This window comes from Streptomyces sp. TRD_SC_5, from assembly GCF_056836825.1.
Genome location: NZ_JBWZZS010000001.1, coordinates 5,878,667 through 5,891,400, shown reverse-complemented (window position 1 = coordinate 5,891,400; position 12,734 = coordinate 5,878,667). Strand labels below are relative to the sequence as shown.

Here is a 12,734-nt window from a genome sequence, read left to right as displayed (position 1 = left end):
TGGATATTGCCGCGCGCGACCTTGCCCCAGCCACATCCAGCCCCTCCGGCGTTTGAGGAGCGGGGCCTGGGGCGGAGCCCCACGCGGCGGAGCCGCAAGTGTCGCAGGGCTTTTCCCCACCCCGCCCCTTCCCGGCTCCGTTCCGCCTAGCGCCGGCCCCCGCCGCGCTTGGCGTCGAAGTTGGCGCGGCCCTGCGCCGACTTCAGCCGCCACTCGCGCCCGATCTCCGCCCGGAGCCGCGCATCGGTCTTGGCGACGATGCGCCGGTTCTCCCGCAGCAGTTTGCGGTAGCTCTCCAGCCGGCGTTCCGGCAGCGCGCCCTCCTCCAGCGCCGCCCGCACGGCGCAGCCCGGCTCCGAGTCATGGGCGCAGTCGTGGAACCTGCACCGCGCCGCCAACTCCTCGATCTCGGAGAAGACCTGCCCGACACCGGCCTCGGCGTCCCACAGCCCCACGCCCCGCAGCCCGGGCGTATCGATGAGCACTCCCCCGTCTGGCAGCGCGAGGAGGTTGCGGGTGGTCGTCGTGTGCCGGCCCTTGCCGTCGATGTCACGGATGGCCCGCACATCCATGACGTCCTCGCCGAGCAGCGCGTTGGCCAGCGTCGACTTTCCCGCACCGGACACCCCCAGCAGCACGCTCGTACCACCCGACACGACAGCGGTGAGTACGTCGATGCCGTCGCCCGTGGCGGAACTGACGGCCAGCACCTGCACGCCGGGCGCGACGGTCTCCACGTCCTCGACGAGGTACGAGAGCCCGGTCGCGTCCGGCACGAGGTCGGACTTGGTGAGGACGACCAGCGGCTGCGCGCCCGACTCCCAGGCCAGGGCCAGGAACCGTTCGATCCGCCCGAGGTCCAGCTCGACGGCGAGCGAGACCGCGATGATCGCGTGGTCGACGTTGGCCGCCAGGATCTGCCCCTCGGACCGGATGGAGGAGGTGGAGCGTACGAACGCGGTGCGGCGCGGCAGGTACGCCCGTACGAACTGCGGGTCGCCGCCCGGATCGACGGCGGCCCAGTCACCGGTGCAGATGACCCGCAGCGGATCGTGCGGAGTCACGTAGGTGGTGTCGCCGCGGACGACGCCGTCGGCGGTGAGGACGTCGCACTGGCCGCGGTCGACCCGTACGACACGGCCGGGCAGCAGGCCCTGCGCGGCGTACGGAGCGAACTGCGCGTCCCACGCCTCGTCCCAGCCGTAGGGGGCGAGGGAGTGCTGAGCGTCGGGAGCATTGCGGGACGACGTGTGGAGCGAAGCCTTGGACAAGGGAAACCCTTCGAAGGGCGGCCCCGGCGGCGCGCTGTGCGCGCGGAAGTCGAGTGAGTGTCAGCCGGAGACCACAGGGGTGGAAACGATGATGAACTCCTGAATGCGGGCAGCGCCCGTCACCGTGACAGTCATCAATGTCCTCACCTCCTGCTTCTCAACGAACCGACACGTTCACGTTCCCCTCGTGAGGCGGCGCACGGCCGCGTCCGGGAACGAGCAGAACGATAACCCCGCCCCGGAACACGGCGCCAGCGTTTTTATGACGTGCGGAGCGCCGGTCCTGACGTCATCCCGTGGAAGGGAAGGCCTGTTCGGTCCAGATCGTCTTTCCGGAACGGGTGTAGCGCGTGCCCCACCGCTGTACGAGTTGCGCGACGATGAACAGTCCCCGGCCGCCTTCGTCGTCGTCCCCGCTGTGGCGCAGGTGCGGTGAGGTGTGGCCGGTGTCCGCGACTTCGCACAGGAGCGTGCGATCGCGGATGAGGCGCAGGTGCAGGGGCCCGTCGGCGTACCTGACCGCGTTGGTGACGAGTTCGCTGACCACGAGTTCGGTCGTGAACGACAGTTCCTCCAGGCCCCAGTCCCGCAGCTGTCCGGTGGCCAGATCACGGGCACGGCTCGCCGCGACCGGCTCCGCCGGCAGCTCCCATTGGGCGACCTGCGAGGTGTCGAGTTCGCGGGTGCGGACGAGCAGCAGGGCCGTGTCGTCGGCTGTCGTGCCCTCCGGCAGGAGTTGCGCCACGGCGCGGTCGCACAGCTCCTCCAGCGACGCGTGCCGGTCGCTGAGTACGCGTCCCAGCGTGTCGAGGCCGTGATCGATGTCGCGGTCGCGGGCTTCGACCAGGCCGTCGGTGAACAGGGCCAGCAGGCTGCCCACCGGCAGCTCGATCTCCATGGACTCGAACGGCAGGCCCCCGAGGCCCAGCGGCGGGCCGGCCGGCAGGTCGGGGAACGACAGACGGCCGTCCGGGTGCACGACCGCCGGCGGCAGGTGTCCGGCCCGGGCCATCACGCACCGGCGCGAGACCGGGTCGTAGACCGCGTAGAGGCAGGTCGCCCCGGTGGTCACGTCGTCGAAGGTGCCGTCGAGCGTGCCGAGTTCGCCCCACTGCTCCTCCGCCGACTGACCCACCAGGTCGTCGAGCCGTGTCAGCAGCTCGTCGGGAGCCATGTCCAGTTGGGCGAACGCGCGTACGGTCGTGCGCAGCCGTCCCATGGTGGCGGCTGCCTGCAGGCCGTGGCCGACCACGTCCCCGACCACGAGCCCGACCCGGGTGCCGGACAGCGGGATGACGTCGAACCAGTCGCCGCCGACGCCTGACGAGTCGTCCGTGGGCAGGTACCGGTAGGCCAGCTCGACCGCCGACTGCTGGGGCACGTGCTGCGGCAGCAGCTGGCGCTGGAGGGCGAGGGCCGAGGTTCGCTCACGGGTGAAGCGGCGGGCGTTGTCGATGGATACCGCCGTACGGGCGACCAGCTCGTCGGCCAGCGCGATCTCACCGTTGTCGAAGGTGCCCGCGTCCGCGCCGTGGACGAAGGTGACGAGCCCCAGGATGCTGTTCCCCGCCCGCAACGGCACGACCAGGGTGGTGTCGTCGAGTACGAGCCCGCCCGAGGCGAGGCTGCGGTCCTGCGGTGAGCCCGGCGGGTAGTCCACCGGGGGAAGAGGCCGCTCGCACTGGTCCCTCGGCTCCCCCGGCGCCCGTAGCTTTCGCGGGTCGTCTTCTTCCTCGCCCCTCCCGGGCTCCGCCGCCTCCTCCGCCCCACGGGCCGATCGGCAGGCGACCCGCACGAGAGCCATCACCGCCGAGCCGCCGGGCGCCGGGACCTCGCCCTCCAGTACGGCCCTCGCGAGATCGACCGTGACGGAGCCCGCGAACTCCGGTACCGCCACCTCGGTGATCTTCTCGGCGGTGACCAGCACGTCGAGCGCGGTACCGATACCGCGGCCCGCCTCGACGAGCAGGGCCAGCCGCTGCTGGGCCTTGTAGCGGTCGGAGATGTCGAACGCGTCCTCGCACACTCCGAGCACGTGTCCGTCGGCGTCCTGGAGCCGGTAGTAGGAGCAGGACCAGAGGTGGTCCGTCTCCGGGTCGCTGGGGGGCCGGCCCTGGAAGTGCAGGTCGAGAATGGGTTCGCCGGTGCCGAGTACGTGACGCATGACCGCGTCGAGAGTGCGCGGGTACGCCTGGGTGACGAACCTGCCCTCGGCGTACAGCTCGTCGGCGCGCAGGCCGCTGAACTCGGCGAACGGCCTTCCGATCTCCCGTTCGTATGCCGTGTTGCACCAGGTCAGGCGCAGGTCGGTGTCGTAGATGGCCAGGCCGACGGGCGACTGTGTGGCCAGCCCGTGCAGCAGGGCCAGCCGGGATTCCCACGCCCGCAGATCCTTCAGCTCCGTCGCCACCAGGACGCGCTCGGCCGTACCGGGGCCCGGCAGGGAACACACCGCGGTCGCGACAAGCAGCTCATGTCCGTCCCGGTGCCGGGCGACGCGGATCTCGTTCCCCCGGAACGGGCCGGCCAGGGCCGGACCGGCCTCCTCTTCCACCGGAGCCGCAGCCGGAGCCGCAGCGGGAGCGGGAGCGGAGACCGGCCGGGGCGGCAGGAAGGTCGTCAGTGGCTGTCCGACGATCTCGTGCGGCCGGTAGCCGAGGAGCTTCTCGGCCGCGGGGCTCCATCCGACGACCGTGTCCTGGGCGTCGACGACCGCCGTGGCCGCCCTGGTGACGTCGAGGGGACCACGGAAGTCGGCACTCTGCGCCGCGTTCCACGCACTCATTGCGCCACACCAGCCCGGTTCATCTCCTACAGAATCCGCCGTGCCGGGGGCGGGCACAACCGCGGTGCGCCCGGACAGCGCCCAAACTGACGGACTCTCTCAACCGGTACGGCCCACGACCAGCCACTGCGCGGGCAGCTCTATGCGCGTACCGTCCGCCCGGAACTCCGTCTGGGCAAGAGTGGTACGGCCGTGCGACAGGACGGTGAGCCCCGACGCGCGCAGGAGATCCGGTACTTCGCGGTCCTCGGACTCCGCCGGTTTCAGCCCGTGCGAGAAGACCCGTGCCAGCTTCGGCGGCGGTCCGCCCGGCTCGCGCATGATCTCCTGCAGTACGGTCTTCGCTTCTGCGGTCAGCTCCGCCACGAAGGCACGCCCCCGCTCTCCCACCAGCTCCGCGACCGCCGCCGCGATCAGGGGCCGGTCCGGCGGATCGCTCTGGTGGATGACGGCCCGCATGTAGACGTTGCTGTCACCGAGTCGTTCGCGCAGCTCCCGCACGGCCGCCGTGTCGGTCGCGTTGAGCTGCCTGAACTCGACCTCGCTCGCGGTGTCCGCCCGTCGCGCGTGGGCTATCGCCGCGTGGGAGACGTCGACACCCACCGCCCGGGCGAAGTGGGGTGCGAGATAGCGGGTCTGCGTGCCGTTCCCGCACCCGACGTCGACCACGGGTAATGCCGCGTCGGTATGCGGTGCGAACAGGTCCAGGTGGGGCGCGGCTGTCAGCGACGGATCGCTGTCCCAGATCGCTTCACCGGGTGCGTCCGGGGTGTCCCCCCAGTAGCTCTCCCATGCGTGCACGTATCGGCCGGTCAGAGTCATCGGATGCCCCAGGTGCGTACGGAAGTCGTGTTGCCCGGCGCTGCTGCGCCTCGCGACCGGTACCTACCCCGGCACCACCCTCCCGGACACCCCGGACAGCGGTCATCCGTTCCCCGTGCCGGGGCGCGCTCCCGGCGGCAGTTCCTGCTCGAACCAGACCACCTTCCCCGGACCGAAGTGGCTCGCTCCCCACCGGTGTGCGAGCCGGCTCACCAGCCGAAGCCCGCGACCGCACTCCTCGTCCGGCCCCGCGTCCCGCAGTACGGGCAGCGTGTGGTCCTCGTCCGACACCTCGCACAGCAGCGTGTCCGCGCGCACCATGCGCAGTTCCACCGGGCGGCCGCCCGCGTGCCGTACCGCGTTGGTGACGACCTCGCTCACCAGCAGCCGGGTGGTGTCGGCCAGCTCCGGCAGCCCCCAGTCGGCCAGTTGACCGTCCACCAGGCGCCGGGCACGGCGCACGTCGGCGGCCGTGGGCTCCAGCTGCCATGTCGTCGTGTCCTCGGCCGGCATGCCGTTCAGCCGTGCCATCAGCAGCGCGATGTCGTCCTTGCGTCCGCCGGACTCGGCGGCCGTCGACACGGCCAGTGCCCGGATGATCGTGTCGCAGGCCTCGTCCATGGAGGCGGCCGGGTGCGCCGCCGATTCGCACAGCGCCGCCAAGCCGATTCCGATGTCCTCGCCGCGTACCTCGACCAGCCCGTCCGTGCACAGCACCAGCCGGTCGCCCGGTGACACACGCACCCGGGTGGTGGCGAACGGCACTCCACCGAGGCCGATCAGCGCGCCCCCGGGCACGTCGATCACCTCTCCGCGCCCGCTCTCGGCCCGTACGAGCACGGGAGGCACGTGCCCCGCGCTGGACATCACCAGCTCGCCCGCGACCGGGTCGTAGACCGCGTACAGGCAGGTGGCGAGATAGTGGTCGCCGAGCTGGTGCGCCAGATCGTCGAGGTTGCGCAGCAGCCGCGCCGGCGCGATGTCCAGTGCGGCCATGGTGTGTACGGCTGTGCGCAGCTGGCCCATCATGGCCGCCGCGTTCAGCCCGTGCCCCATGACGTCCCCCACGACCAGCGCCGTACGGGAGCCGGGAAGCCGGATGGTGTCGAACCAGTCGCCGCCGACCCGGCCCAGCGCGGTGCCCGGCAGATAGCGGGTGGCGATGTCGCAGCCGGCCATCCGGGGCTCGACCTGCGGGAGCATGCTCTCCTGCAGCGTCTCGGCCACCTGCTGCTGGTGGGTGTACATCCGGGCGTTGTCGAGGACGAGTCCGGCCCGGGCGGCGAGCTCGGCGCCGGTTCTGCGGTCCATGTCGGTGAACGGCTCGCGTCCCGGGCGGCGCATCAGCACCATGAAGCCCAGTACCACCCTGCGCGCCGTGAGCGGTACGACCAGCAGAGACCGGCCGCCGATGAGGGGGCGCAGGTCCCGCTTCTCGAACTGGCCCGCGATGCGCTCGCTCAGGTCGGTGCCGATGTGAGGGAGGAGCACCGGTTCCCCCGTCACCATGCACTGGAAGAACGGGGTCTTCTCGGGGAAGGTCAGCTCCTCCCCGACGGGGACGGTGTCGTCCCAGCGCCCCGGCTCGTCGTTGTGCTCCACCCACACCCGGCGCCAGGCGGTGGTCACGTCCGGCGGACCGTCCGGGAACCCCTCACCGGTCAGGATCTGCACCCGCAGATGGGTGCCCGCGAAGTCCGCGAAGCGGGGTACGGCGGCGCTGGTGACCTCGCGGATCGTCCGGGCCAGGTCGAGCGAGCTGCCGATGCCGCCGCTCACCTCGTGGAGGAACTCCAGCCGCTCACGGACGGCGGCATGCTCAAGGTCCTGGTCGGAGTCCAGGTCCGCCGGCAGCCCTCCGGGGGCTGCCGGATCGCCCGCCGGGCCGCCGTCGGGCATCGTGGCCGGCCGTGTCCGGCGCTCACGGTGCTTCGGTACGCCCCAGTCCGGCGTGACCGGGACCCGCTCGTAGGTGCTCATCTCCAGTACGGGATAGCCCAGTTCGAGCATCTGCGCCACGATCCGGCTCGCCGTGGCCGGGCCCATGTGGGGAAGGATGTCGGGCAGCCGGTCGGCGAGCTTGCGCGCCCCGGGGAATTCGGTGTGCAGCGCGAAACCGGGGGCGAGCCGCTCGTACGGGTCCCCGTCCTCGCCCACCCGGGCGGCGTCGGCGGCCAGCACCAGCAGCCGCTCCGGCCCGGGTACGGCCAGCGGGTACGCCCACCACAGCACGTCCAGCGAACCGGACTCGGGATCAGAAGCGGAATCGGGGTCGGAATCGGGGTCGGAATCGGCGGACGCTTGCGAGCCGTCGCCCGGACGGCCGCACTTGGCGCGCCCCGCCGTGAGATGGCCGGCGAAACCGCCGCCGGGCGGCCTGCCCGGGTCCTGAGCGAGGGCCTCGTACGCGTAAGGCGTGCTGAGAGCACCGGAGATGGGCAGCAGGTCGGCCGCGGGGGCACCCACGGCGTCCTCTCTGCGGTGGCCGAAGAGCCGCTGCGCGCCGGAGCTCCAGTGCGAGACGAGGCCGTCGCCGCCCACCACGACGACGGCGAGCGGAATCCGGCCGGACACGGCACGCTGCCGTGGAACCACAGCTTCCATGGGGTTGCGTTCCCTCCCAGCGGCAAGATCTCCGACAAGTCATCACGGTACGGGCGGGTGGCGGCCGCTGCGGCGCGTACGGCGGGAAATGCCTCCATCGGGTACCGGAGCAGCCCGGCCCGCCGAGGGCCGCACGTCTCCCTATGATCATGGCACGGATGAGCGTCGACCACGGAACAACGGAGGGCCGAACAGCCATGGTGGAGAAGCGAGTTGTCGTCGTCACGGGCGGCGGGACGGGAATCGGCGCCGCCACGGCCCGGCTGTTGCGCGAAGCCGGGCACCACGTGGTCGTCTCCGGACGCCGGCCCGGGCCGCTGCGGCGTCTCGCGGAGGAGACCGGGGCCCTGGCGCACCCGTCCGACACCGCCGATCCGGACGACGTACGTGACCTGGTGGACGCGACCGTGACTGCCTACGGGCGGGTGGACGGGCTCGTACTCAACGCGGGGACCGGGCGCTCGGGAGCCGTGGGCGATCTGTCGGACGAGGACTGGGAGGCCGTCATGCGGACCAATCTCACCGGCCCTTTCCTGCTGCTGCGCGCCGCGCTCCCGCACCTGCTCCGGACGCGGGGCGCGGTCGTCGCGGTCGCCTCCGTGTCCGCGCTGCGCAGCGGTGTGGGCAACGCCGCGTACGCCACGTCCAAGGCGGCGCTGCTCCAGCTGTGCCGCTCGCTCGCCGTCGACTACGGGCAGCACGGGCTGCGCGCCAACACCGTGTGCCCCAGCTGGGTCCGTACCGAGATGGCCGACCGGCGGATGGCCCGGTTCGCCGAGGAGGCGGGGCTGGGGGACGGTGGCCCGGGGGACGGCGGCGTGGAAGCCGCCTACGAGGAGGCGACCCGGCTGCTGCCGGGGCGGCGTCCCGGCGAACCGCGGGAAGTCGCCGAGGCGATCAGCTGGTTGCTCTCGCCCGCCGCGTCCTACGTCAACGGCGCGGTGCTCACCGTCGACGGCGGGGTGACGGCACTCGACCCCGGGACGGCCGCGTTCGACTTCCGCATCACACCGCGCGAGCGCGACTGAAGACCGGCCGTCACAGTGGCGGCGGTACGAGCGATGCCGTGTCCGGCAGGTAACGGGGATGGAAGGCGGCGAGCCCGGCGCCCGCGAGCCACCAGCCCCGGTGGACCAGGGCCCGGCACAGGCCCGCGTCGAGGCGGTCGAAGACGGTCGGCACGAGCGCAAGGTCCCGGCCGTCGAAATCGCGGTGCTCCGCGAACGCGTCGCGCCACCGGCGCAGCGGCGCCGAACCGTCCGCCGGGAAGTCGGTGGAGAGCCCGACCAGGACTCCCCGACGGGCACCGGGCGGCAACTCCCCGTCCATGTCGGCGTCTTGGCCTCGCTGGAAGCGCTCGACGATCGCCCGGGTCCGCAGGGCTGTGCTCTGCCGGTACAGCAGGGAGTTGGCGCGGGCGAGGTCGCGGATCACCGGGACACGGCCGTACAGCCCGGGCCGGAGGAGCCCTCCGGCGTTGAGGACGAACACGAAGGCGTGACGGTGGCGTTCGCTGTCGATGGCCTCCAGGCCGGTGTTGTCGTACGTCCCGCCGTCCAGCAGGGCCGGCGCGTGCGTGGCGCACGGGAAGTGGGCGCCGTCCAGGACCAACGGCGGGAATGCGCCGGGAACAGCGGCGGAGGCGGCCACGGCGAGGCTCAGTCTCAGCCCCTTACCGGGCGTCGGGGCCAGTCCTGTCGTGTAGTCGCCGAACACATCGCGTTCGAAGGTGAACCGGGCGCCGGTGGTGAGGTTCGCCGCGTTGAAGATCCAGCGGACCTCCGGGTCGAGGTCCTCCAGTTCGATGCCGTCGAAGAACCACTCGTCCAGGCGCTTCGCCAGGAGTTCGGTACGGGTCGTCGGGCCCAGCGTCCGCCACAGCCCACGGACGAGCGACCTCTTGAACGACCGGGAGGAGACGCGTTGGAGGACCGGTTCCACGACGAGTTCGTCGACGGCCCCGGGGGTGCAGCCCCGTTCCCTCAAGGCGGGCCAGGCGGTGGCGAGGAATCCGTTGGCGACCGATCCGCCGGACACGGACGACGCGTACCGCAGGCTGGACAGCAGCCCAGCGTCGGCCAGCATGCGTACGAAACCCAGCGCCGAGAGCGTGGCCCGGAAGCCGCCGCCGGAGAGGGTGACCGCGACCGGCCGCGGGGTGGCGGGCGGTTCGGCCGGGCGGAGCGTGTCGCCGCACGGCCGCGCCTGCAGGCCCGTACCGACGGCGGGGGAGTCCACGACCCAGGTGTCCGCGGCGGCCTGCCTAGCTGAGCTCATCGCTGATCACCGACCTCTATGCGGAGCGCGGGCTCCGTGGGCGGACGGACGTCGACCTCGAAGCCGCGCTCCGCGCGCAGATCTGTGAGCGCGTCCGTAGCGAAGGCGATGTCGTTCGTCAGGTGGATGACGTACTCGTCGTCCTCGTCCCGGGACTCGACGAGCCATCGCAGGGTGTCCTCGTGCGGGTGGTGGTGCCTGATCCCGTCGGCGGACACCACGTAGTGGTCGGCGTGCACGCTCTCGAAGAAGTCGCGTTCCACATTGCGTTCACTGCCGTGGTGCGGCAGCTTCAGCAGGTCGACGTGGAGCGGGTCCGAGTCGGTGAGCAGGCCGCCGGACCGCAGCCCGTCGAGTATGCGGTCCCCACGGGCGTCACCGGTGAGCAGCGCGGTCCGGCCGTCGTGCCTCAGCAGCAGGACGATGCTCGACAGGTTCGGTACCGACTTGTCCGCGTACGCCGCCGAGATCACATCGGGGTCGCCCCGCTTCTTCGCCTCGCGCCACCGCTTCTCCAGCTGTTCGAGTGCCACGTCGTCGGGGGCGACGACGGTGACGTGGAGATCGTCGAGCGTCGTTTCGGCGCCCTCGGTCAGCGGCCCGTCGAAGAGGGGGTTTCCGGCCAGGCCCAGCGCCGTCGCTTCGTCGCGGATGGCCCGCCCTTGTCCGTAACTCGCCTTTACCGCACCGCTGTCGGTCAGCGCTCGGTCGACGAGCGGCTGGACGGACGCGCTCAGGCCGGGGGCCCGCCGGTCGACGAGTTCCTCCACCGAGTTGAACCACAGCCGCCTCACGTCGAAGGGCTCGGGAAGCTCTTCCCGCCGCGCCCGGCGTATTTCGGCGAGCAGCCTGAGCAGTCCGGCGGCGTGATCGTCGTCGACGTGCGACAGGCAGACGACGTCGATCTTCGGTACGCCGTCGCTGTTGGGTGCGAGGTGCGTCAACCGGTCGCGCAGCGACGCCTCGTAGACGCCGCCGGGTCCGCCGTCGACGAGCATGACGCGCTGGTCGGGCGTTCCCCATCGTACGAGGAAGCTGTCTCCGTGACGGGCGTCGAGGAAATCGAAGGTGAGCATGATGGACTGCCTGTCTTAGACGGATTGCATCGCCCGGAGGACATCGACCAGGCCGTGCCCCTGGAAGTCCCGCTCGCGGGCGAGGTCCGTCGCCGTCGAGCACAGGATCTGCTTCACTCGCTCGGGACGCCCCAGCAGTTCCCGGTTGCGGGCCAGCAGCATCGCGGCGGCCCCGCTGACGTGCGCCGCCGCCTGGCTCGTCCCGTGCATGGCGGAGATGCCCGCGCCCGGGATGGGGCCGTCGATGTCCTCCCCCGGCGCGAGGAGGTCGGGCTTGGGTCTGCCGTCGCCGGTGGGGCCCCGGCTGGAGAAGTAACTGACGCCGTGGCGGTGCGGGTTGCTGCGGTGCGTCGAGCCGACGGTGATGACGGACTCCGCGTTGCCGGGATCGGAGATGCTGATGCTGCGGTAGTCGGCCCCCAGCGTTCGCACCGCTCCACTGAACCCGGCGTTCCCGGCCGCGGCGACGACCACGACGCCCGAGCGCGCCAGGTGGTCGCATTCGATGCACACGGGCGTCCAGCCGGTGGAGTGGGTCGCGACGTCATGCGGTACGGAAAGACTGATGTTGACCCCGGCGATGACGAACCGGCCGGCCTGCTCGTTGATGTGCCGGATGGCCTGGAGTGCCGTGACGATGGAGAACTCGTCCCCTTCCCCCGTGTCGCCGAGGACCCGGAAGTCGTACAGCCGGATCCTGGGGCAGATCCCCCGGAATTCGCGGTCGGGCCACCAGGCGCCGAGGATGCCGGCGATGTGGGTGCCGTGCTGGTCGCCCGGGGTCGTGTACGGCATGTCGGTCCGCATCGGGCGGTTCTGCTGTCCGGGGAGCTCCATTTCGACGTACGGCAGGGCGCGCGGCCAGTCGATGAGGCCGTTTTCGAGCGCGTCGGCGGAGAGGGTTCCGCGTACGCCGACGAAGTTGAAGGCGCGCGTGACGCGTGACGCCAGCTGTCGTGCGGGGGTGACGGAGGTGTCCCAGTCGTAGAACGCGGGGTGCCGGGCGTCGATGCCGCTGTCGACGACGGCCCAGCCGATCGAGCCGCAGTCCACGGAGAAGACCTGCTCCGCGGCGTCGGCCTTGATCGTGGACCTGGACCGGACGACCGCCGGCGCGGCCTGGCGGTTCGTCGTAACAAACGTGACGGGGTGCCGCTGCCTGCGGTCGATGACACCCCTGGACGGTGCGTCGGGCGGTCGTGCCAGGGGTGACTCCGGAGCAACGGCCGCCAGCATGCGGGTCATTGCCTCGGTCACCGCCGGGTCGTCGGCCGGTGTGCCGCGCAGGTCCGGCTGGGAGGCGGCGATGACCGTACGCAGCAGGTTCAGGAACCACATGAGGTGCCGGCTGCGTTCCTGACGCCGTTCGATGTTGTCGTGGACGTCGCTGGTCGGCGGGCTCTTGTAGCGGCCCACGAGAGCGGCCTCGATGCCCGGGGGCCCTACTTGTTCGGCGAGTTCCTTCGCGAGGCGGACGAGGCTGAGGAGGTTGGTCATCGGAAGCACGGCCCGTACCACTTCGCCGAGCGTCAGCCGGGCCGCCACGAAACTGCCGGCCGCGACCGGCTGGCAGTCGGTCATGCGCAACTCCCGGAAGTGCTGCAGCACCCGCATGACGCCGTGCTCCTCGTTGATCGCGAGGATCAGGTCCTCGCGGTGCTCGGGACCGGGCGGCGACGGCTGGGCGAGCGCCAGCCAGGCGTCGAAGCGCACGGGGCAGTCGGTCGCCCACGGAACGGGAAACGGCCCTTCCCCGTAGAACGCCGCCTCGAGGTCGTCGCGGTCCATGGGTGCTCCCGGGTCCTGGTCAGCGCGTAAAGCGGCCGTTGCGGAAGGGAGGGACATCGGGCGGAACGGGTGGTGCCAGGGGCGGTGCGACGGGCGGTAGCGGGTCGTGCT

8 protein-coding genes are annotated in these 12,734 nt (G+C 71.6%); 1 reads left to right on the top strand and 7 read right to left on the bottom strand.

The window, feature by feature from the left end:
* Positions 1-146: 146 nt before the first annotated feature.
* From rsgA to AC1P0E_RS27000, 4 genes are all read right to left on the bottom strand, one after another.
* Positions 147-1,271, bottom strand: coding sequence for a ribosome small subunit-dependent GTPase A (gene rsgA, locus AC1P0E_RS27015; RefSeq protein ID WP_482744704.1), 1,125 nt, complete (start codon positions 1,269-1,271; stop codon positions 147-149).
* Positions 1,272-1,560: 289 nt separating this feature from the next.
* Positions 1,561-4,056 (bottom strand): SpoIIE family protein phosphatase, encoded by a 2,496-nt coding sequence (locus AC1P0E_RS27010; protein ID WP_482744703.1) that lies wholly within the window; start codon positions 4,054-4,056, stop codon positions 1,561-1,563.
* Positions 4,057-4,155: 99 nt separating this feature from the next.
* Complete coding sequence (locus AC1P0E_RS27005; protein ID WP_482744702.1) at positions 4,156-4,878, bottom strand: class I SAM-dependent methyltransferase; 723 nt, start codon at positions 4,876-4,878, stop codon at positions 4,156-4,158.
* Between the two features lie 102 nt (positions 4,879-4,980).
* Positions 4,981-7,482, bottom strand: a complete 2,502-nt coding sequence (locus AC1P0E_RS27000; protein ID WP_482744701.1) for an ATP-binding SpoIIE family protein phosphatase — start codon at positions 7,480-7,482, stop codon at positions 4,981-4,983.
* 197 nt (positions 7,483-7,679) lie between these two features.
* Here AC1P0E_RS27000 and AC1P0E_RS26995 point away from each other — a divergent pair, with 197 nt between their 5' ends.
* The gene (locus AC1P0E_RS26995; protein ID WP_482745913.1) at positions 7,680-8,510 is read left to right on the top strand and encodes an SDR family NAD(P)-dependent oxidoreductase; all 831 of its coding nucleotides are present in this window, start codon (positions 7,680-7,682) and stop codon (positions 8,508-8,510) included.
* A 10-nt stretch (positions 8,511-8,520) separates the two neighbouring features.
* Here AC1P0E_RS26995 and AC1P0E_RS26990 read toward each other — a convergent pair whose 3' ends face one another.
* The 3 genes from AC1P0E_RS26990 to AC1P0E_RS26980 are packed head-to-tail and all read right to left on the bottom strand — an operon-like array spanning position 8,521 to position 12,623.
* A complete protein-coding gene (locus AC1P0E_RS26990) occupies positions 8,521-9,759 on the bottom strand; it encodes a patatin-like phospholipase family protein (RefSeq protein WP_482744700.1) in 1,239 nt (412 codons plus the stop codon).
* Positions 9,756-10,835, bottom strand: coding sequence for a ComEC/Rec2 family competence protein (locus tag AC1P0E_RS26985; protein WP_482744699.1), 1,080 nt, complete (start codon positions 10,833-10,835; stop codon positions 9,756-9,758). The genes AC1P0E_RS26990 and AC1P0E_RS26985 overlap by 4 nt, the downstream gene beginning before the upstream one ends.
* A 15-nt stretch (positions 10,836-10,850) precedes the next feature.
* A complete protein-coding gene (locus AC1P0E_RS26980; protein ID WP_482744698.1) occupies positions 10,851-12,623 on the bottom strand; it encodes a S8 family serine peptidase in 1,773 nt (590 codons plus the stop codon).
* Between the last annotated feature and the right edge of the window lie 111 nt (positions 12,624-12,734).